19 protein-coding genes and 1 rRNA gene are annotated in these 21,372 nt (G+C 44.1%); 11 read left to right on the top strand and 9 right to left on the bottom strand.

Features of this window, described 5'->3' with window-relative positions; genetic code table 11:
• Nucleotides 1–152 precede the first annotated feature (152 nt).
• The gene (locus tag AC58QT_RS22575) at nt 153–2,468 is read left to right on the top strand and encodes a bifunctional diguanylate cyclase/phosphodiesterase (protein WP_497411010.1); all 2,316 of its coding nucleotides are present in this window, start codon (nt 153–155) and stop codon (nt 2,466–2,468) included.
• 68 nt (nt 2,469–2,536) lie between these two features.
• Here AC58QT_RS22575 and AC58QT_RS22570 read toward each other — a convergent pair whose 3' ends face one another.
• Together AC58QT_RS22570 and AC58QT_RS22565 are read right to left on the bottom strand one after the other, a co-directional pair.
• Nucleotides 2,537–3,343, bottom strand: a complete 807-nt coding sequence (locus AC58QT_RS22570) for a histidinol-phosphatase (protein ID WP_497411009.1) — start codon at nt 3,341–3,343, stop codon at nt 2,537–2,539.
• Between the two features lie 23 nt (nt 3,344–3,366).
• On the bottom strand, nt 3,367–4,269 hold the full coding sequence (locus AC58QT_RS22565) for a LysR family transcriptional regulator (RefSeq protein ID WP_056613689.1): 903 nt from the start codon (nt 4,267–4,269) through the stop codon (nt 3,367–3,369).
• A gap of 261 nt (nt 4,270–4,530) precedes the next feature.
• On the opposite strand from AC58QT_RS22565, the gene AC58QT_RS22560 reads away from it, so the two are divergent.
• Together AC58QT_RS22560 and AC58QT_RS22555 are read left to right on the top strand one after the other, a co-directional pair.
• On the top strand, nt 4,531–6,057 hold the full coding sequence (locus AC58QT_RS22560) for an MDR family MFS transporter (RefSeq protein ID WP_310502306.1): 1,527 nt from the start codon (nt 4,531–4,533) through the stop codon (nt 6,055–6,057).
• Nucleotides 6,058–6,070: 13 nt separating this feature from the next.
• Complete coding sequence (locus AC58QT_RS22555) at nt 6,071–6,649, top strand: PadR family transcriptional regulator (protein ID WP_497411008.1); 579 nt, start codon at nt 6,071–6,073, stop codon at nt 6,647–6,649.
• A 466-nt stretch (nt 6,650–7,115) separates the two neighbouring features.
• Here the strand turns inward: AC58QT_RS22555 and AC58QT_RS22550 are convergent, their stop codons facing one another.
• Both AC58QT_RS22550 and AC58QT_RS22545 read right to left on the bottom strand, forming a co-directional pair.
• The gene (locus tag AC58QT_RS22550) at nt 7,116–7,913 is read right to left on the bottom strand and encodes a TIGR01457 family HAD-type hydrolase (protein ID WP_497411007.1); all 798 of its coding nucleotides are present in this window, start codon (nt 7,911–7,913) and stop codon (nt 7,116–7,118) included.
• Nucleotides 7,910–9,589, bottom strand: coding sequence for a PAS domain-containing sensor histidine kinase (locus tag AC58QT_RS22545; protein ID WP_497411006.1), 1,680 nt, complete (start codon nt 9,587–9,589; stop codon nt 7,910–7,912). Before AC58QT_RS22545 ends, AC58QT_RS22550 begins: the two co-directional genes overlap by 4 nt.
• A 279-nt stretch (nt 9,590–9,868) precedes the next feature.
• Here AC58QT_RS22545 and AC58QT_RS22540 point away from each other — a divergent pair, with 279 nt between their 5' ends.
• Nucleotides 9,869–10,327, top strand: a complete 459-nt coding sequence (locus AC58QT_RS22540) for a chemotaxis protein CheX (RefSeq protein ID WP_310502302.1) — start codon at nt 9,869–9,871, stop codon at nt 10,325–10,327.
• Between the two features lie 75 nt (nt 10,328–10,402).
• A complete protein-coding gene (locus tag AC58QT_RS22535) occupies nt 10,403–11,179 on the top strand; it encodes an SDR family NAD(P)-dependent oxidoreductase (RefSeq protein WP_497411005.1) in 777 nt (258 codons plus the stop codon).
• A gap of 47 nt (nt 11,180–11,226) precedes the next feature.
• Here the strand turns inward: AC58QT_RS22535 and AC58QT_RS22530 are convergent, their stop codons facing one another.
• Nucleotides 11,227–11,490, bottom strand: coding sequence for a DUF2573 family protein (locus AC58QT_RS22530; protein WP_497411004.1), 264 nt, complete (start codon nt 11,488–11,490; stop codon nt 11,227–11,229).
• A gap of 217 nt (nt 11,491–11,707) precedes the next feature.
• Between AC58QT_RS22530 and AC58QT_RS22525 the strand changes: the two genes are divergently transcribed.
• The 3 genes from AC58QT_RS22525 to AC58QT_RS22515 all read left to right on the top strand — a co-directional run bounded on the left by AC58QT_RS22525 (nt 11,708) and on the right by AC58QT_RS22515 (nt 14,401).
• Nucleotides 11,708–12,283, top strand: coding sequence for an RNA polymerase sigma factor (locus AC58QT_RS22525; protein WP_310502299.1), 576 nt, complete (start codon nt 11,708–11,710; stop codon nt 12,281–12,283).
• A gap of 85 nt (nt 12,284–12,368) precedes the next feature.
• The gene (locus tag AC58QT_RS22520) at nt 12,369–13,805 is read left to right on the top strand and encodes a DEAD/DEAH box helicase (RefSeq protein ID WP_497411003.1); all 1,437 of its coding nucleotides are present in this window, start codon (nt 12,369–12,371) and stop codon (nt 13,803–13,805) included.
• Nucleotides 13,806–13,855: 50 nt separating this feature from the next.
• Nucleotides 13,856–14,401, top strand: a complete 546-nt coding sequence (locus AC58QT_RS22515; protein ID WP_497411002.1) for a hypothetical protein — start codon at nt 13,856–13,858, stop codon at nt 14,399–14,401.
• Nucleotides 14,402–14,449: 48 nt separating this feature from the next.
• Here AC58QT_RS22515 and AC58QT_RS22510 read toward each other — a convergent pair whose 3' ends face one another.
• The 4 genes from AC58QT_RS22510 to AC58QT_RS22495 form a co-directional block, all read right to left on the bottom strand.
• The gene (locus AC58QT_RS22510; RefSeq protein WP_497411001.1) at nt 14,450–15,649 is read right to left on the bottom strand and encodes an MFS transporter; all 1,200 of its coding nucleotides are present in this window, start codon (nt 15,647–15,649) and stop codon (nt 14,450–14,452) included.
• Nucleotides 15,646–16,470, bottom strand: a complete 825-nt coding sequence (locus tag AC58QT_RS22505) for an HAD family hydrolase (RefSeq protein WP_497411000.1) — start codon at nt 16,468–16,470, stop codon at nt 15,646–15,648. Before AC58QT_RS22505 ends, AC58QT_RS22510 begins: the two co-directional genes overlap by 4 nt.
• Entirely contained in the window at nt 16,463–17,239 is a 777-nt protein-coding gene (locus AC58QT_RS22500; protein WP_497410999.1) for a DeoR/GlpR family DNA-binding transcription regulator, read from the bottom strand. The genes AC58QT_RS22505 and AC58QT_RS22500 overlap by 8 nt, the downstream gene beginning before the upstream one ends.
• Before the next feature lie 155 nt (nt 17,240–17,394).
• Nucleotides 17,395–19,053 carry an FAD-dependent oxidoreductase gene (locus AC58QT_RS22495; protein ID WP_497410998.1) on the bottom strand — a complete coding sequence of 553 codons (1,659 nt, stop codon included), beginning with the start codon at nt 19,051–19,053 and terminating at the stop codon, nt 17,395–17,397.
• Nucleotides 19,054–19,264: 211 nt separating this feature from the next.
• Between AC58QT_RS22495 and AC58QT_RS22490 the strand changes: the two genes are divergently transcribed.
• The 3 genes from AC58QT_RS22490 to AC58QT_RS22480 form a co-directional block, all read left to right on the top strand.
• Nucleotides 19,265–20,494 (top strand): S-layer homology domain-containing protein, encoded by a 1,230-nt coding sequence (locus AC58QT_RS22490; RefSeq protein ID WP_497410997.1) that lies wholly within the window; start codon nt 19,265–19,267, stop codon nt 20,492–20,494.
• 156 nt (nt 20,495–20,650) lie between these two features.
• Complete coding sequence (locus tag AC58QT_RS22485) at nt 20,651–20,929, top strand: hypothetical protein (protein ID WP_310502291.1); 279 nt, start codon at nt 20,651–20,653, stop codon at nt 20,927–20,929.
• Nucleotides 20,930–21,260: 331 nt separating this feature from the next.
• A 16S ribosomal RNA gene (locus tag AC58QT_RS22480) occupies nt 21,261–21,372 on the top strand; the annotation flags it as partial.

Raw genomic sequence — 21,372 nt, 5'->3', positions numbered from 1 at the left:
TAGAAAGCATTCTGAGTTGGAAGGCACTTAACGTATCCCAATCATCATGGGCAGCAAATAAATATATTGCCAGTAAGGGAGTGAAGATGAAATAATAAAGAGAAATGTCGAATCGTGTCTTTTGTTCTAATTCAATATGGGAGGAGAGACCTATGAACAAATTACAGTATACCTTCCTATTCCTCATCTTTGTCCTTCTCTTTACTTCATCTGAATCGGTTCTTACCACCTATAAAACATCGCTGCTTAATGAATTGCAAAGCACAGAGAGGGCTCAATTGTCCGCTAAAGCGGTCGCCCTGCAGTCTGTCATTAATCGCAACTTTAATTTGATGGTTAGTCTTGAAGCTTATGTAAGTGCCAGCTATTTGCAAGATAAAAGTGATGGAGAAATTCATGCTTACATCGAAGCTTTGTATGCAGGTTCACAGGCGTCCGCTTTGAATGTGGTGATTGCACCACATGGGGTTATGAAATACGTCTATCCCTTCAAAGGAAACGAAGATATTATGAATTGGGATCTACTCAAGGATCCTCGGGCTCATGTACAAGCACAAGTTCAAGTGGGTTTACAATCAAAGAAAATGACAACGGATGGCCCCTTTACGTTACTTCAAGGCATGCAAGGCTTGGTAGCTCGTAAAGCACTTTTTCAAGATGGGGTTTTCTGGGGCTTCGTATCGGTCGCAATTAACGTAGACGAATTACTCAGCGAATCAGGGATTGAAGATGAGACTCCTGAGGGTCCGAGGATGGCTATTCGAAGATTGGGTATGACTGCTTTTTATGGGGAAAATGCTACCTTCGATCAGTCGCCTTTGATCTCAGTAATTGATCTTCGGGATACACAATGGGAGTTAGCGGCGACACCTCCCGTGCATGCCATCCAAGCAATTAATAATCAGATTCTAGTTACTCGTTGTGCAATACTTCTTGTTTTGCTTCTAGGCTTATTCTTCTTTATAAATATGATTCGCCAAAGGGATCGATTGGGTCAAGCTGTTGATGAACGAACACAAGAGTTGCAGATTGCGAATGAAGATTTGACCGCAGCCAATGAGGAGTTGATTGCAGGCCAGCAGGAGTTGCAAGAGTCTACGAAACGGATGCAGGAATCAGAGCAAATGTTGTCCTACATGGCTTACCACGATGTACTGACAGGTATACATAATCGCGCACATTTTCAAATGATGCTGAAAGAGCAGATTACATACAATGAGAAGAGAGGCACCTCGTTAGTCGTCCTATTCTTTGATCTTGATAATTTCAAAATGGTTAACGATTCCCACGGACATCACATGGGCGATCATATGCTGCAGGAGGTTGTCTACCGCATTCAGCAATCTAATTTGGCTTACCATACCTTTGCTAGATTTGGTGGGGATGAATTTGCCATTATGTTAGAGAACAGTCCTACTGAGCAGGATATTCAGGCAATTTGCGGTCAACTTATTGCGATCTTGAAACCGCCTTGCCTACTTGAGAATCGCGCTTTCTTTATTAATGCAAGTATAGGTATCGTACAGTATCCGCATGGCGGCACAACTTGGGATGCTTTGTTAAAGAACGCGGATATCGCGATGTATATGGCTAAAAAAGAAAGCGGAAGTTCCTTCTGTTTCTTCAATCAACAGATGGAGATGCACTCCATCTCGAAGCTGGAAATGGAGAGTCATCTTCGCCAGTCACTGGAGCGTAACGAACTCGAAATTGTCTATCAGCCGCAGATCGATTGCTTGCAAGGGACAATCATTGGTGCAGAAGCACTTTTGCGCTGGAATCATACGACAAAGGGATACATCTCACCAGCTGATTTTATTCCATTAGCCGAAGAGCTAGGGCTTATCGATGTTATTGGTGAATGGGTGCTGCGCGGCGCATGCGAGCAGATGAAAGCGTGGCATAGCCTGCAAGATGTTCCGCAGATGATATCCGTTAACATTTCTGTTAAGCAGTTAAATGACGTACACTTTGTGGATAAGGTTATGGCCATATTGGAAGAGACGGGACTGGAAGCACGCTACCTAGAGATGGAGATTACCGAGAATGTTGCTATGCTAGATGAGAAGATGGGCGTACTTTATACACTTCGCGAGCTAGGTATCTCCATTTCCGTTGACGATTTCGGTACCCATTACTCGTCTCTCAGCTATTTGAAAAGGTTCCCCGTCACGAAAATTAAACTGGATCAGTCATTTGTCCGCGGTATTCAAACCGACATCAAGGATCGGGCCATGATTAAAGCAATCATTTCTGTTGCGAATGCCTTTCAGCTGCAAATCATTGCAGAGGGCGTCGAAACGGAAGAGCAAGTGGAATTCCTAGTGGCGAATGGCTGTTATCAAATCCAAGGGTTTTATTTTCATAAACCGATGGGACCAGAGCAGCTGCAAGCTATATTCTGTAAAGGATTAGATGAGAAATTAGCTTTCTTAGGCGAGAAGACTGTTCCTACCTATGATATATAAAAATAGGAAACAAAAAAAGCGGTGCCCCCTGTTGGGAGCACCGCTTTGATTTATTGAAGAAAAGTCCGCTACAGCGCGACGATCTGTTTCTGTTTCTTTTCGAAATAGACCCACTGCTTGAATCCAATTTCTTTCAAGGTTTTCTGTACTTCTTCCCAATCGTCAGCTACCCGACTAGGGATATGGGCGTCAGATCCGAAAGTAACCTCAACACCATAATGGAGCGCACGCGCTAGAATTTCGTGTGAAGGGTACCAGCCGCCGACATCTTTTGTTTTGCCTGACGTATTGATTTCGATAGCTACGCCGGATTCACCAATAATTTTCAGTGTCTCATCGACCTTTGGCGTTGCAATATCGGAAAAGGCAGGGTAGAAACCCTTCATGGCATCGATATGCCCAAGAATTTGAAACATACCGGATCGCGCGGATTCAGCAATGAGGCGGTAATACTCTTCCTTGTGCTCAACGTGCTCCGCTGCGTTCAACTTCTTCCATCTGTTGCGATTGAAGATACTTACCCCACCGGAGAGATGAACAGAGCCAATAATGTAATCGAACGGATACTTGGCATATTCTTGCTTATATATGTCCACATGTTCTGGGAAATAATCCGACTCTACACCTAGCAGTACATTGATTTTGCTTGCATATTCTTCTTTAAGCTGAAGCACTTCCTCGATATAGCGAGGAAATTCACTTTTTGCCATCGCGATGGCAGGTTGTGCACGATCTTCGGAGCTTCCAAAGTATGGGGAGTGATCCGAGATGCCAATGACGTGCAGGCCAGCTGCAATGGCAGCCTCAATATAGTCACGTATAGTATCTTGCGCATGTCCGCACCGCTCATGATGCGTATGTAGGTCAAATTTCACAGCAAGTCCTCCTAAAAAGTAAACTATTCTGAACCAATAAATTGTGTTTCAGGCATTCCTTTGAGATCGCGAAGAAATTGTTGCATAGCAGAATTCAGGTATCGTCCTGACTTATATACTACACCTACGGGATGGGTAATATCCAATTCGTTCACTTTTACCATCTTCAATGAGCCATGTCGCAGTTCATCAGCAACAGACATTTTGGAAATGATCGCAACACCCAGATTTAACTCCACCATGCGCTTCACTTCCTCACTGCTAGACAACTCCATGACGATATGAGGCGAGACATCATAGGACTTGAAGATTTGATCGACGAAACGTCGACCCGCAGTTTCTGGGGAAAGCATGATAAACGGAATGTTTCTAAGTTTTTCGATCGATAAATGAGTGAAACGGCTAAGAGGATGGTGCGTGGAGACGATGAGTTCAAAATTATCATAGTAAAGCACGGACGTCTCCAGTGCTGGATTTTTCTCAAACAAATACGTGATCCCAATATCGATATGACCATTTTCCACGGATGTCATGATCTGAGATGAAGTCATGGAATGAATCGTTGTTTTGATCAGCGGGAATTGATCTTGGAAATAGGAGAGGACCCTGGGTAATATCTGCATGGCAATGGAAGTTGTAGTGCCAATATGGATATGGCCTTGTGGTGTTTGGCTAAGATCGGAAAGACGCTGTTTCAGGTCACTCGTGATCCGCAATATTTTCTCTGCATGTTCTAAGAAAAGTTTTCCACTATCCGTTAAAGTGACCGGCTGATTACGATCGATCAGAATCGTACCGAATTCATCCTCAAGACTTTTTATTTGCGCGGAAACGGCAGGTTGGGTCAAGTTTAGAATTTCACCAGCTTTACGGAAGCTCATCGTCTTGGAAATCGTGAGCAGGGTTTCTAACTGGTTCATATTCATGAGATTACCTCCTGCAAGTTAGATTTAGGGTGCCTAAGGTACAAATAAAATTTATCGAAATTGTAAAGGGAATAAAAACCTTTTCTTACTTTATTATATGATAGGAAGTGCTAACTAGGCAACATGGCAGGATAAATGTGGAGAATGGTGCATAAGGTAGCGAAGGAGAGTAGGTTATAACCCGAATTTTCAATTGCAAATTACTCAAATTTGAATATAATAATTGATGTAATTAAAATAAGAATTGAGGAGACTCACTGTATGTCTTTGACACGTAAATCAAATCCGACCTGGACGGTTGTGGGCTTGATGCTAGGACTCTTGTTGGCATCTTTGGATCAAACGATTGTATCTACGGCGATGCCGACGATTGTATCCAAGCTAGGCGGCTTCAGCCAATTCGTCTGGGTATTCTCGGCCTATCTGATTGCCAATGTGGCGGCGATGCCGATATTCGGTAAATTATCCGATATGTATGGCCGTAAATTATTTTTCATTATCGGAATCGTCGTCTTCATGATTGGATCTGCCCTGTGTGGAACAGCATCATCGATGACGCAGTTGATCATTTACCGCGCTATTCAAGGGATAGGTGGCGGTGCTTTGATGCCGATTACCTTTGCTATTATTTTTGATATTTTCCCTCCAGAGAAGCGGGGGAAAATGCAAGGCTTGTTCGGAGCTGTCTTCGGATTATCCAGCGTACTTGGTCCTATTATTGGTGCTTATTTCACAGATCATGTTACTTGGGAATGGATTTTCTTTATCAATTTGCCGTTAGGTATTATTTCACTGCTAATGATTATTTTCTTCTACCACGAGAAGGTGGAACATAGTAAGGCTAAAATTGATTGGTCTGGAACGGTTGTTTTAACGGCTGCTATTGTTTCATTAATGTTCGCATTAGAGTTTGGCGGAAAAGAGTATGCGTGGGATTCCATGCTGATTATTGGTTTATTCGCTGGTTTTGTTGTCCTGCTTGCTGGTTTTCTTCTCATTGAGAAACATGCAGCAGAGCCCATTGTCCCGCTTGATTTGTTCAAAAACCGTTTGTTTACTTCAAGTATGGGCGTAAGCTTTGCTTATGGAGCTGTGCTGATCTCCGCGGGTACGTATATTCCTTTGTTTATTCAAGGTGTATTCGAAGGATCTGCAACATCTGCTGGCTCGACATTAACGCCTATGATGCTTGGTGTTGTCGTAAGTAGCGCGTTAGGTGGAAGATTTATCGGTAAATTCTCTTACCGGAATGTACTGCTTGTCTCTGTGGCACTTCTGCTTGTAGCGACATCGCTGCTTGGCGGCATTTCCATAGATTCCGAGCGATGGGTTATTACAACCTATATGATTATTCTAGGGCTGGGGATTGGCGCTTGTTTCCCAATTACATCCATGTCTGCACTTCACAAAGTTGATTTCCGTCGCCGAGGTACGGTAACCTCCTTAGTTGCATTCTTTCGTTCCGTTGGTTCTGCCATCGGGGTTGCGATATTCGGTAGTATTCAAGTAAATGCATTGAAAGACAACATCACCACTTCACTCAATGATCCAGCGATGGCGGAAAAGTTTCACGATGCGCGTATGCTGCTTCAACCTGAAGTGAGGGCGAATATACCAACGGAAGTCTTGCATAAACTGCTGGCGGCGTTGGCAGATTCCATTGCTGTCGTCTTCCAAACCACGATCGTGTTAGCTGTACTAGGTCTTGCGTTCATTTTATTAATGGGAAATGCTAAACTAGAAGTTGGCAAAGCGCCTGTTAAAGGAGATGTACCAGTAGGACACTAGGAGGTTTACACATATGTCGATGAAGCTGGTCATTCTCGGACTATTAATGGAAGCCAATCGGCATACCTATGAGATTCGCCAAACGATGAAAGAACGCGGCATGACGAATTATATGAAGCTGCAGGATGGCTCGCTCTACTATGCAATGGATCAGCTGCATAAAGAGGGGCTTGTAGAGGCACTAGAAGTCGTGCGGGATACGAATCGGCCCGAGAAGACCATTTATCAAATCACAGAAGCGGGTAAGCGAAAGTTTCAAGAACTATTGTCCCATCAATTGCATGAGGAGATTAAGCATTATCATCCTCTCTATGTCGCTCTGCCGTTTACCGTTCATGGCGACCAAGCCAAAATTGCGGATATTCTTGAACATAAAATTTTGGAACAGAAAATGATTATGAACAAGATGAAAAGCCTATACCACGAGCATATCAACATTGTTCCACGCGTCGTCTTGCAGATGATGGTCGGGAGCTATAAGCGTGCTTTTACCGAGTTAAAGTGGCTAGAAGCGTTGCAACGTGATGCCCGCGAGGGGCGGTTGCAGGAGCGGAATTCGGAGCTTGATGTGGATTGGGACCGGATTGAGTAAGGGATAAAACGAAAGCGTGCAAAGAAGAACCGCACTGCCTTGATGAACAAGGTAGTGCGGTTTTTGATTTTATAAGGCATTATTGTTAGGATAACTACTATACTGCTATTGAACAAAGGAGACATCATGAAATTATATAATATAGTGATGGGAATTGTTTTAATTTGTCTGGGTGCTTTCATGGTTTATAAGAATGACTTTACCTTTGCATGGTCGACAGGTTTTATCATTCTAGTTGGACTGTTTTGTTTAATTAGAGGGATACGGTTAGGTAGATCATGAAGTGATGGAAAAGGCTGCGAATCTGCAGGCTTTCTTAGTCAATTCCTCTTGAAATCGCAAGTTGAGGATAAAAGGATGCACATTCGCAGGAATTTGGCTGTTACAGGAGTAAAACGAAGAAAAAACCTGCACATTCGCAGGTTTTCTTCTATATTAAGCCCGGAAGAGCAGCTATAGCCATCGCTTATTTGCCCGATGCAGCTAACGCATTCAGCTGCGCTATGAAATCCGGCAAATCCGCGCAGACCAAGTCCGGCGTCAAGCCAGCCGACGCCAGCTGCTCGTGCACATTGTCTGGCGTGGCGACGCCAGTCAGCACAAGTGCCGTGCGGCACCCCGCCATCGCGCCTCCGCGGATGTCGGTGTGCACATTATCGCCGATGACCCAGACATCGGCGGCAGGCAGACCGAGCCGCTCAATGGCATACGCCATAATGATCGGCGAAGGCTTACCGATCACCACCGGCTCCACGCCGGAGGCGGCGGTGATCGCAGCGGCCAGGGTGCCTGCCCCTGGCATAAGCCCTCCATCCGACGGCAGCAGCCGGTCGGGATTGGTTAAAACATAGGTCGCGCCATGCTTCAGCAGGCGGACCGCTTCCGTCAGCTTCCCATAGGTGAAGCTGCGATCAATGCCTTGGACGACGTAGTCCGGCGTCGTCTCATCTAGGGCGAAGCCGGCTGCGTCCAGTGCGATCCGCAAGCCGTCTTCGCCGATCATGTGCACGCGATGACCTGCGTGCTGCTCGGTCAAGTACTTCACAGCCGCCTGCGATGAGGTGTAGACGGCGGCTGCGGGCACTTCAATGCCGAGCGCTTGCAGATGCTCGGCTACCTGCTCTGGGGTGCGGGACGAATTGTTCGTCACCAATAAGTAAGGCAATTGCTCCTGGTGCAGCCATGCCAGGAAAGCTGCGGCACCAGGGATGGGCTCATGTCCTCTGTAAAGTGTTCCATCGAGATCGATCAGAAATCCGTTCATCCTGTTGCTGCTCCTTTAGATAGGTAAGTTGTAGTCGGTAGAGTAATCTCAACGATCGTCCCCTCCGTAAGTTTACTGCTTATTTTCATGAACCCCCCATGCGCTTCAATGATGCGATAACAAACCATTAAGCCGAGTCCAGTTCCTTTTTCTTTCGTGCTATAGAAAGGTTCCCCAAGTTTAGGGAGGCGTTCAGGTGCGATGCCGCACCCCTGATCCACGAAGCGGACGATGATGTGATCCCCCGTGCCTTTCAATTCAGCATAAATGCGCAGGTTGCCGCCTTGCGACATGGACTCTATAGCATTTTTCATAATATTAATAAAGACCTGTTTAACTTGATTCACATCACAAGTAACTGGCGGAAGTCCAGCGTCAACCTCTGTCTCAATTTCAATGTTACTGAGTAATGCTTGAGGCTGAAGTAATTCGACCGTGCTCATGATAATCGTGTGTAGCGTGCTAGTAACGAAGTGGGTAGCCTGTGGTTTGGAAACAAACAAAAACTCATTCACAATAAATTCTATACGCTGAAGTTCCTTTTGCATAATTTCAATGTAGTATTGCTCCTTTGAAGTGCTCGTTGTGAGCAGCTTGAGGAATCCTTTTAAGGCGGTCAGTGGATTGCGGATTTCATGTGCGACACCGGCAGCCAATTGTCCTACAGCTGATAGTTTATCAGATTTTATTAATAATTCCTGCGTTTTCTTCAATTCCGTAATGTCGTTGAATGTAATAACGGTACCAAGAAGCTGACCGCCGCCATCGAGCATAGGGCTAGACATATATTCAACGGGGAAGCTAGCCCCATCCTTTTTCCAAAATACATCTTTATTAAGAACCGAACCTTCTCGTTGAAGCATTGTATTGACTGTCGCGTTTTCCTCGGGAATTACGAAGGTACCATCGAGATGAACAGGACGTATTACATTATGTATTCGCCTTCCAAGCATTTCGTCTACTTTCCAACCCGTGATCGCTTCTGCTGCTTTATTCCAAAAAATAGTTCGTCCATTCGTGTCAATGCCATAAATGCCTTCTGAAACCGAGTTTAGAATGAGTTGATTTTGTTTGTACAGCTTATCAATTTCTTTCTTCTGTTCTCTTATTTCCGTCAAGTCTTTGAGAATAGCATAAACCCCAACGATTTGGTTTCCCACCTTCGTCGGAACAAAAGTTACATTAGAAGGGATAGGAAATCCATTCTGATGTAAGAAAGAAGCATCAAAGTTCTGGGGCATTCCTTCAGAGGCCACTTGAAAATGGTGCAATGTTTTGAGTAGATCAGGCGGGTGAATCATAGGGAGAAAAGAGGCGGATTTTGACGATTCCTCTCCCAAACCAAGAAGGCTTTCAAGTCCATGATTGGAAGACAGGATATCACCATCCAAGCTGAAAGAAATGATGGAATCAGGATGGTTATCAAATAGTGATTTATATCGCTCAGATGTTTCTGAAATCGTATTTTCACGTTGTTGGAGTAACTTGATTATGAATAAGAGAAGTATCATGAATACGACGAATACGCTGCAATCAAGAGAAATGCTTGCCAGACGGTTATTTTGAAAAAAAGATAGTTGTTGTAATCCAAATAAATCTACACCGAAGAGCACTACGATACATACGAAGTACTTCGATAATTTACGCGCACTTGCAGGAGGGGGGTTCATCGTCATTGACTGTCAGCTCTCCTTTTCGAGATTATTTTAATAGTTTAACAGATATAGCTAATATATTGTATAATTTACCAATGTTAATCTCCTTAAATAATTTCATTTCTGGCAATTACAGGCTTCGACAATTTAAGTATGAAGGTTGAAGTGGGGGTATGTATCTGAGTAGTTAGAACTATTTTTGTTAAATTGACAGTATACTTGTCCTAAAATTTTATGTATAATGTTGAAAAAGGTCGTTTTTCTGTGGAACTTATTCGCAAATGAGATCGGAGCGGAGCTATGAAGGCTGAGTACATTAATCCCTTTTTGGAGTCGGCTAGAATCGTCATCGAGCAAGTTGCTAACATTCGTCCAACAACTGGGCAGCTCGGCATTAAAGACGTCAAATTTGTGGAAAATTATATCTGGATCCAAATCGGGATGACTGGGCAAATGGAAGGCGATGTGGTCTTTGGCTTAGCTGAAGATGTTGCTTTGAAAATGGTATCTGCCATGATGGGTGGATTCGTTGTCACGGAGATGGATGAAATGGGAAAGAGTGCCATTTCGGAACTAGGCAATATGATCAGTGGGAATGCGAGCACGATGCTCTTTAATCAAGGCGTACGGGTAGACATCACGCCACCGAAGTTGGTCCAATCTGCTACGGCAGCAGGATTTGTGCCGAAGAAAGCATTAACGATTCCATTAATTATGGATGGCATTGGTGAACTAGACATTCAAGTAATAATTACGTAATATAAGTAAGAAACGTACGGAGTACCTAGATCATGGTAACTCCTTTTTTTTATGCGTTGGAGGGAGCGGAACAGGTTGGACATTAAGAACAAGGTCGTCTTAATTACAGGTGCATCAAGTGGGATTGGGGCATTAATGGCTCAACAATTTGCAGCTAAGGGTGCTATTCCTGTATTAACGGCACGGCGTACAGATCAACTGCAACAAATTGCTTCCAGCTTGAAAGGACGGCATGCCGTCTACGCCATGGATGTTACGAAGACAGATGAGGTTAATGAAGTTGTGAGTCGAATTATCGCTGAATTTGGGCGTATTGATATACTGATTAACAATGCCGGTTATGGCATATTCGAAGCTTTTGTTGAGGCGCCTCTTGCTCATTTTGAAGAGATGATGGATGTGAACTACCTTGGGCTCGTAAGATGTACGAAAGCTGTTCTCCCGCATATGTTGACCGCAGGTAATGGGCATATCGTTAATATTGCGTCGATGGCGGGGAAAATCGGCTCTGCCAAATCAACTGCCTATTCCGCAACGAAGCATGCTGTCCTTGGCTTTACGAATAGTTTGCGAATGGAACTCGCGAGAACGGGCGTAGTGGTAACAGCGATTAACCCTGGCCCTATTGCGACACCATTTTTCGACAAAGCGGACCCGAGTGGTAACTATGTGAAGAACATTGCATGGTTTATGCTGAAGCCGGAAAAAGTTGTTAAAGAACTTATTCATGCCGTAGAGAAAAACATTCCTGAGAAGAACCTGCCTTTTGTAGCAGGCGCTGGAGTCAAATTGTTTCATATGTTTCCTCGACTATTCAACAAACTAGCTACAGGTATTATGAATAAAAAATAAAGCGGCTCCCAGTCGGATGATTGGGGTCGCTTTTTTTTCTGCATATGCTACGTATCTGCTTGATCGGGCTTCGCTGCTTGTTTCGCTTGATTGAGAGCACGAATTTCCTCAAAAATCTTTCGCATCTCAGCCTTCGCTTCAGGATGAGATTGATTCCAATGCGATGCGAGTGCAGGTAAAGCCTTATGAACATGGTTGAAGAAAGCCCATATTTTGATTTTCTCGATCATTTCTGGCGACGAATCACCGGTAATAAGCTCGGCTGTTTTGGCAACCAACGTGTTAAAATCGTTTTCGAAATCCGTATTCATTGACTTCATCCCTTCGGATGGAAATAGGTAGTTGTAACACTTTTAGTTAAATATTAGTTTAATAGATGAAGTTGACGCTGTCAAAAAGCAGTTCTCGTGACACGAAGGTAAATTTTTCCGTTAATTTTACCAGAACGATTGTTTACTCCCCCTTTTTATCCTAAAATAAGGTAGATACATTTTGGGTCTTTTTACCTGTAGGCTAGGAGGGAACACGATGAAGTCACTGAGAGAGATATTTAACAGCGACTTTAACACATTAGATAAGAGCATGCAGGAGCAAATTTATAAAGAATTTTACTTGCTCGTTTATCCGATGATTAACTTTATTTTGAGAGATCACGCGGCTGTGGAAGATATTATCCAGGAGTCCTTTCTTCGTGCCGTTCACAAAGCCCCGTTATTAACAGAGATTGATAAATATGAGAGTTGGCTCAAAAGACTTACCCGTAACGTAACTTTAAATCATTTGCGTAAACATAAACGTAACCGAGATGAGCTTGAAACGGAAATCTTGTTTTCACTAAAAGAGTCAGCCCCTACTTCGGAATATTCGGCAGCTCCAGATATAGAGGTTGAAATGAAGGTGATGCGAGAGGCTGTTATCGCTTATATCAATCAACTTAATCCTGCTTATAGACAGATTATCGCCATGAAATGGATCCATAATTTATCATACAAGGATATGGCGAGTGAACTCTGCGTGACCGAAGGTGTTGTGAGACAGCGGCTTTTTCGCGCGCGCGATGCGATTAAGCAGAAGTTTTTGAAGGAGTGGGGCTCTGATCAATAGAGGGATATGGGCATATATTTGTTTGCTGGGGCACTCTAGCATATAATATGGGCATGAGGTTGGAAGAGAAAAGGGGTATTTAGCGTTGAGCACAAGTTTTGAAGAGCTGCAGATTGCACAGACATATTTAGATAAATTACAAGAATTAGGGATAGGTGAGCCAACGCCGATTCAAGCGGAAGGGATTCCCGTTCTGCTGCAAGGAAAAGATGCGATTATTCAATCCCAGACAGGAACAGGGAAAACACTAGCTTATCTATTGCCAGCCCTAGAGCGGATTGATGCAACTCAGAAACAATTGCAAGTCATGGTTGTGGTCCCAACACGAGAGCTGGGCATGCAAATCATGCAAGAAATTGAGAAGCTGACGAGTGGGGGACCTATTCGTTCGCAATCTTTAATCGGTGGAGCGGCTGTTGCGAGACAGATCGAAAAGCTGCGTTTACACCCACATATCGTTGTTGGAACACCTGGACGTTTGCTTGAGTTGATGAAGGTACGTAAGCTTACACTGCATCATGTGAAAATCGGCATTGTCGATGAAGTTGACCAAGTATTTGAACTTGGGTCCATGCAGGATGTAGAAGCGGTACTTAAGGGGATGCTTCGTACTAGTCAAATGGTTTTTGTCTCGGCGACAATTCCGCCAAGTACAGAGCAGGCGGCAGGAAGATGGTTAAAGGATCCGGTAATTATCAAAATTAACCCCTCCCAGCGTACGGCTGAAACCTTAGAGCATCACTATGTGGTGTGTCAGGAACGCGAAAAAATCGACACACTCCGAAGACTCGTTCGGATGATTAAGCCAACTTCCGCGATTGTCTTCATTAATGTAACCGACGATATTGCACAAGTCGTTGGCAAGCTTCAATATGTAGGTCTTTCGGTTGAAGCTCTTTATGGAGAAGCCAGCAAGCAGGATCGTGCCAAAGTCATGGGTAATTTCCGCGATGGGAAATTCCAATTATTGCTGGCAACGGATGTGGCTGCTCGAGGGCTCGATATTGAAGGAGTCACGCATGTGTTCCATTTGGATGTAGCGACGAATGCGGAGTATTACCTTCACCGTGTAGGTCGGACAGGCCGGATGGGTCGTGAAGGGACGTCGATTTCTATCGTGACTTCGAAGGAACTCTTCATCATCGAAAAATTCGAGAAGCAGCTCGGCATCACGATTGAGCCGAAGGCTATGTACGAGGGCCGGTTAGTTGACCCGGCCCAAGATCGCAGTGCGGCTACGATGCGCAGCCGCCGTGAAGCCGCGCGCCCGAGCGGCGCAGCTCCTTCGCGCAGCGGCTCCGCCGGCGCGCGTGATGCTGCCGCGCCAGCGGGCGCGGTGCGTGTTAGTGCCGCGGCGCCAGACGCGCGCGGCCAGCAGGGCGCTGCTCCGGCGAAGCCGGCAGCGCAAGGGAAGACGGCTGCCGCAGGCAAGGCCGTCAGCAAAGCACAACGCGAGCGCGATCGCAAGAGCAAGGGCGCTCCGCGCTGGTTGAAAGAGAAGCAGCAGAATAAAGAAGAATAGCATGCTTCGTATGGAAGCTTAGCTTATTCATAATCTGCGGGGTGTAAAGCATGCTGAAGAAATTAATGTTTGCTATCTTGACTCTGGCTGTCATCGCCGCGGTGATGCTAGTCATCGTCATTCAGTATGTGAAACCAACAGAGTCGCTTGATCTGCAGTATAAAGAGATATCCATTAGCAACAAAATTGCAGAAATGATCCTTTCCCGCAAGCTGGAAGTCCGGCTTTCGGAAGAGGATGTCAATCAATTGCTCAAAAAACAATTAGCGTCGCATACCCAACTGCCACATGACTTTCGCATGGAAGGCGCTACGCTGAATCTGCAGGGTTCTTTGGTTGAGGCAGATGTTAATGTAAGGTGGCAAGAGCGGATCCCCATTGGTGCTCACGCGCTATTTACTTTAAGTTGGGAACCGCCTAATTTGGTCATTCAACATGTGAATACACAGATCAAGAATTGGCAGTTGCCGAGTTCATGGCTTCAATTAGCGCCAGTTGAAATTCCGCTTCAATCCCATTTGCCCAAATTAATTGGGATCAAGAATGTGGTATTCGAGGATAAGTCGATACTTATCCAGCTTAAACCATTCCAGTAAAGCGAAAAACCCTTCAAGTCCACCAAGTGGATCTGAAGGGTTTTTCGTTTAGGAAGTAACAACATCATCCTGCTGTACACGCATCACTGGTGCCTGCCATCTACGTGTGTACATAATAATACCGAACACCACACACATACTGATGAGAACAAACCAGATCGAGACGCCTACATGGAAGTGATCCATGCCCCAACCAACACCCAGCGGCAGGATGGCGCCACCTAAACCGCCTGCGGCGATCAATGCGCTCGTTGTTTGTTCTGTACGCCCTGGCAATAGTTGATTGGCGTAGATAAGCGCAACGGCGAACATACCGGACATGAATAATCCAAGCAAGAGGATAACGGCAAAGCTACTCCATAAATTCGTGCTAAATAGCCAAACGACTACGGTAAGCACGCTTAAGGCAAACGAGAAGACTAAATATTTTAAATACGTAATCTTTTCCGCAAGTACACCTGCAAATACACGTCCAATCACCATGGTTAGCCAATAAGCGGTAACACCAAGTGAAGCGATAGAGCTTGATGCATTTAGCTGATCTTTAAAAATGGAGGGTAAGAAATTAACGATCGTATTTTCCATACCGCAATATAAGAAGAAAACGGTCATAAGTAAGAAAAGAAACAGGAGTGATTTTTTAGATAAAACGGGAATACGCTCCGCTTTCTGTGTACGGTCGGCTTTATGTGCAAGTAATTCATCATGCTCACCTAAGGAAAGTTTGGACCAAATGATTCCAGTGACTAATGCGCTTATACTAAGTAAAACGAACGCATGTTTCCATACGCCGTTTGCGATAAGTAAACTGGCTACTAGCGGCATAACTAAGGCGCCTAGTCCAAAGTAAACTTCAAGCTTGCTAAAGGCAACGGCTTGTTGATCTTTGGCTGCCGTGAGAACGAATGTGCTTATGCTGGATTCCACAAGACCGAAGGAGATGCCTGCAAGGATGGTCAACCCAATCACCATGGGCCAAGGTGGCAGTAATCCAATAGCGAGCATGGCAATAAACAATAAGCTAAATGCCATTGTAATTGTACTTCTACGACTGATGCGACGAATGAGTGCTGGCATTGCAAGCACGCCTAACATAAAACCTCCAAATTGTAAAAAGACCAGCATACCACCGCCACTATAGCTACGTCCATAATGGGCTAGTAGTTCAGGAAGCACCGCGCCAAAGATTACGTGTGTACTGCCTGTTAGTAAGTAGGATAAGCAGCCCATGAATAACAGTCTTCTCATAGTACAGTACTGCCTTCATGTTCCGTCGTCTTCTTTTCATTGAAAGCAAATACATGGGCTATGGCTTCGGATACGGAATTCACCGTGTAAGCGGCTTGCTTTTTCACATCGGCATGAGCCGTATGCATGGCAAAGCTATGCGGTGTAATGCCGAACATGGACACATCATTAAAGGAGTCTCCAAAACATGCGACTTCCTCAGGCTTGAAGCCTAAATGTGCGATTAGAGTCAATATAGAGGTACCTTTAGAAACCTGATGTGGCATGATGTCGAGACAATCTTTATCCGCCAAATAAATGTCCAGTTGATCAGGCAGTTCTTTTTCTAGTACTTTCTTAATTTCTAGTAATACGTCTACGCGCCCAAAAAGAGAGAATTTGCAGATCGGGAATGCATCCTTCAAGGACTGCTCAATCTCGCTTTTCAAAAGGAAAGGTTCAAACATTCTCGCTTGAATCTCGTCGGACGCCGGGCTTATGCTTTCGATGATATTGGCATCTCCGGTACAAATTAGCTTTACCACGTCGTAAGCTTTGAGCTTCTGAAAGACTTGATGAGCGATGGAAGGCTCAAATAGTTTTGCTTGCAGAAGTGTCCCATCCACTAAGTGGATAAAGGCACCATTTTGGGAAACAGAATGGCCTTGATGTTGGATGTCTTGAAGTACCTTTTGCATTTCCATATTCATTCTGCCTGAAGCTAGACAAAGTGTGATGCCGGCTTCTTTTGCTTGGCGTAGGGCATTTAGTTCGCGTTCAGTTACTTTCTTATGATGGTCAAGCAATGTGCCGTCCAGATCGCTAACGATAAGTTTAATCATGTTGGTCTTCTCCTCCTGCAAGTACAATTTCCACTTCACTGGCAAATAAACGTTCTTTCATTTCCTCGCTAAGCGCTTGGTCGGTCACAAGCATATCGATGTTTTCAAATCCAACGACATGATGGAACAAGCGCTTGCCGAATTTGGAATGGTCCGCGAGTACAATCACTTGATCTGCATGCTGCATCATCGCTCTTACCAAGTAGCAATCCTCTTCATTGGGGGCGGACAGCCCAGTCTCAGAAATACCACACGTACCAATAAACAGCTTATCAACGTGATATTCTTTTAACATTTCAATCGCCTTAGCCCCGTAAACGCCATGGTGTTTAGTATCTAGGACACCGCCAAGCATATGAATCGTAATACCTTCCTTACGGGTGAGGATAGCAGCTGTTTCAATCGAACTCGTGATGACAATGTTGTTCTTGGAGGTTAAGGCAGTGGCGGCGTGTAGGACCGTAGTCGATGCATCCATCATCAGGTAATCGCCATCTTGAACAAGGGTTGCAGCTGTTTTTCCAATCGTTAGTTTAGAAGAGGACTCTTCTTGGAGTCGCTGATCATAATTGCCCACTTCTTTATAAAGGGTAGGAAGAATAGCTCCGCCTCTTGTACGAACGATGGAGCCTTGCTCCTCTAGTTTGACCATATCTCGCCTAGCGGTATCGCGTGAGACTTCATAGAGCTCACAGATCAGATCCACGGAGATACGCTTATTTGATTTTAAGTATTCAAGGATGGAGATAAGTCGTTCTTCTTGAAACAAGGGGAATTCACCTCCTTCACTTAAGTGATATTAAGTAATTATAAGTATATGACTTATTGTATACGCATGCTGATTAGCTTTCAATCCTTATTTCAAAATAAAAAACCGTGCTTGCTCGTTGCACGAACGAGAGCACGGTCACTACGATCTGATTCTTATTTAACGGTTGTCTTCTTACGTGTTTGAATGTAGCTCGGATAAGTAATCTCACCCGTATCAAGTTTACGAATTTCCTCTTCGTTCCAACCTGTAATCTTATTCGTCGCCGTTACGCCTGTCAGTTTAATTTGATAACGCGTCGCTAAGTACGCTTGGAGTTTCGTCATTTCTTCTGGTGTAATTTCTCGCAGTTTACTCTTTCCATGAAGCTGGCCTAGGATAACACCAATGGATTCAGCGGCCAGACTCGTGTTTGGCTGAATACGTGTACTTCCATAAGCAATGGCTGACGAACCTACATTTTTTCCAGCGGCGATGACATTATCATAATTTTTCAGTAAAAAGCTGCGTAGTGGCATGCCATACTTATCAGGACGTCCCATCTCAATTCCCCATTTGTTCGCACTTGTTCCTTGTAAATCGAGGGGATAGCCGCCAATACTCACATTGTCCCAGAACATGGCGCCGCCGAGGAGATCAGATGGCTTCAACGTGTAGTCCATTTCGTAATGGTTATACTCACGTACATAGGGATAGGTTGGAAGTTCGCCCAATTCAGCTTTTTCCCACCCAGGTAAGGTTTTCCGAAAATGCTGCAAAATGAGCGCCGTTTCTTTATTTCCTAAAGTAACAGCTTCTTGAATGGACTCTGGCTTTGCAGGATCCACCGTATATACGAGCAACGCGTTAATGAGGACGTCACCATCACGTTGATTCACGGCATTTAATCCTCTTAGGAAAACACGATCATTAGAAGGATGGTAAGCCTTTGTCATCCCGCTAAGTCCAATTGCGAAGCTATCGCTGACACTTCCACCGCCAAATTGCTTGGATCTGTCCTCAGGTGTTAATGCGTTAAAGGTCGTATTGAATTTATGCCAATCCACGTGTTTAAATTTCATCATCATACCCGCACTCATGTACTCAATTTCTTTTTGACCGTAGAACTTTTCAAGTCCAGGTAAGCGCTTGGCATCTAAACGGCTGATTAGTGCGGCAAAATCACTGTTGTCTACCCAATAGGAGGCTGTGATTTTCTTAATTTCATTTGTATTCGTTTTATATAGGAGAGATGGAATTTTGTGCATAAGGTCAGGTGTTTGGATCTGTTCAACATCTTGAATGGTAATCCCTGACTCGATCGGGATGTCCTTACTCAGTTTATTCATATAAGTAGTAAACTCAGGCAACTTACGAATTTTAGCATTACGGAAGCCGTCAAAAAGTTCTTTGGCGCGGCCTTGTACAAGTAAATGACCTTGTTCATCGCGTGTTTCGTCAAGAAACAGCATCTGACTTTGCAGAATTTGACCACCAAAGGCTTGGTGAGGGTCTAATATTTTCACCTTGAGGCCTTCATCCATGGCCGCTCGCGCCAAGTATAGTCCTTCGAGCTCACTCCCAATAACGACGACATCAACGTTTTCGGTTGGATATGTGGTCTTGCTCTCTGTTTTCGTTTCTTGGGTAGGTACAGGTGTCGGTACATCACTTACTTGTGGCGTAGTAGGATGTGTTACAGATGGAGCCACTACTGCAGTCACGTTCATGCTTCCTTGCTTAAACCAAACTTTGCCGAGAGAGTAGGCTGATCCAATGATTAGAAGTACAGCCAGAGCAATAACGAGTTGAACTCGCGGGTTTCGTAAGCGCATACATAAGCTCCTTTAGCGTTAGACTATATGGTTCAGTTTAGCAGTTTCAAGGTGGATTTAATAGACTTTGAGAATTGATTTTGAAAGATTTACAAACAACACCCCCAAAAAATGACAAGCATTGGCGAATCCTTGTAGCATAACCAGGAACCCTTCGCGAAGGCTCCATCTTATGTATAAACCATAACATGACTAAGGGAGAGATTTTAAAATGAAAAAAAACCTAATGAAAAAATTCGTAGCTACAGGTCTTGTACTAACTATGGTTGCTGGTGGCGGAACTGCCGCATTTGCAAATGGCAGCAAAAACGATGATCACGGCAACAAAGGAAATAACAACAACTACTCTCAAAAATATGACAATAAATCGAATAACTCTAATAACTCCAAAGGAAATACAAACATTACAATTAACATCAACTTCAACGATATGAAGAATGCACAATGGGCAATGCGTTATATTGCAAGCCTAGCATCCAAACGTGTTTTCGAAGGATATGAAGATGGTAGCTTCAAACCTGAGAAAACCGTAACTCGTATTGAAGCGATTACAGCAGCTGTTCGTTTGATGGGTTTGCGTGAGCAAGCAGAATCCGATGCTGAAAAATCCACGAAATTGAACTTTAAAGATGCAGACAAAGTTCCAGCATGGGCAGTTGGTTATGTGGCTGTAGCTCTTGAGAATGACCTATTCACAGAAAGCGATGACAGCGTTCGTCCAAATGAAGAAGCAAACCGTCTATGGGCAACGACACTTCTCGTGAAAGCATTGAAATTAGAAGCGGAAGCAAAAGCAAACATGACTAGCCAACTTACATTTAAAGATGCTAAGCAAATTCCAGCTGGATCTGTTGGTTATGTGAAAGTAGCCGTTGATAAAGGCTTAGTTGATGGATTTGAAGACAACACATTCCGTCCAAATCAAAATGTAACTCGTGCTCAATTGGCAGCTCTTCTTGATCGTACAAACGAGCAACTACCTGGTGAAGATCAAAATACAAGCACAGGAACTGTCAACGCAGCTGTGTACAACAATGTTCTTTCCCTAACTAAAAATGGCACAACAACAACGTATACATTGCACCCAGATGCCTTCGTTTTGCGTAACGGCGTGAAAGTACCTGTTACTCAAATCGCTGTTGGCGATACAGTAAAAGTACGTACATTTAACAACACAGTTGTGTTTGTAGAAGTAACAGGCAATGCTCCAGTGAATGCTACATTCGATGTGTTGGGCACTTTGACTTCAACAACAATTAACGCGCAAGGTAAAATTGCAACAATCACGATCACACAAAATATCAATGGCGTTGATCAATCGACTACATATACTGTGGCTTCCACTTTCGCTTTGACAGGTAATTTGGCTAATTTCTCTGCTGGTCACCTGATTCAGCTTAAAGGTCAAAATCAATCCGTTACAACAATTGACGTTAAATAGAGATAAAAAGTTCGCACTTCTAATAGAGATAGATAAAAAGGTTAGATTCAAACAAACGAGCTCCTTGCTTCATGCAGGGGGCTTGTTCTAATTTAATTGTATAATTTGGAAAGTGAAGTGAGAGACTATGCGATATCTTGAGAGGAGTGGATTTAGATGGAAGAAAGTTTGATGGATACTTTTAAAAGGTACTATGCTGACTACCGAGGAGCAGAGGGAGTTGACGAAAGCTTTACAGATGCTTATCAAGCCATGGCGTTCCATGTTATTAATCAGACAGAGCAATATGTGCAGCAAGAAAACTTTCATGAGATTCAAAATCTGATTCGTGAGTTCAGAGAAATGGGCCTATCGATTTCGCCAAGCAATGATTCATTGAAAGAGCAATTTGAGCAAGAACTTGTGCAGCAAGAGTTAAATCGATATTCTTTTTAAAAAGGTGTTGCATTATCCAAATGCCCGTGGTATATTACGGTTCCGGCCAAAACGGGCTGCAAATTTTATCGAAATTTGTAAAAATAAAGCTTGCATCTGTTTGGGTGAATATGCTATATTGTAATTCCGGCCTTGAGGTTGAGGCGGGAATGAAGCGAAAGAAATTGATCTTTGAAAACTGAACAACGAGTGAGTAAGCACAGTCGAGTAATCGACTATAAAAGAGATTGCAAAATCTCGCTAGCTTCAAATGAGCAAGTCAGCTTGAATTTGGGCCCCGGAAAAGTAATCGGAATTCTCTTCGGAGGATAGCGTCACTTTTTTGGGTACCTTTATGGAGAGTTTGATCCTGGCTCAGGACGAACGCTGGCGGCGTGCCTAATACATGCAAGTCGAGCGGGTTTGTCCTTCGGGACAAGCTAGCGGCGGACGGGTGAGTAACA

The sequence above is a fragment of the Paenibacillus sp. J31R109 genome, from assembly GCF_059692055.1.
The sequence above is the reverse complement of the archived record's forward strand: the minus strand, read 5'-3'. Positions and strand labels throughout refer to the sequence as shown.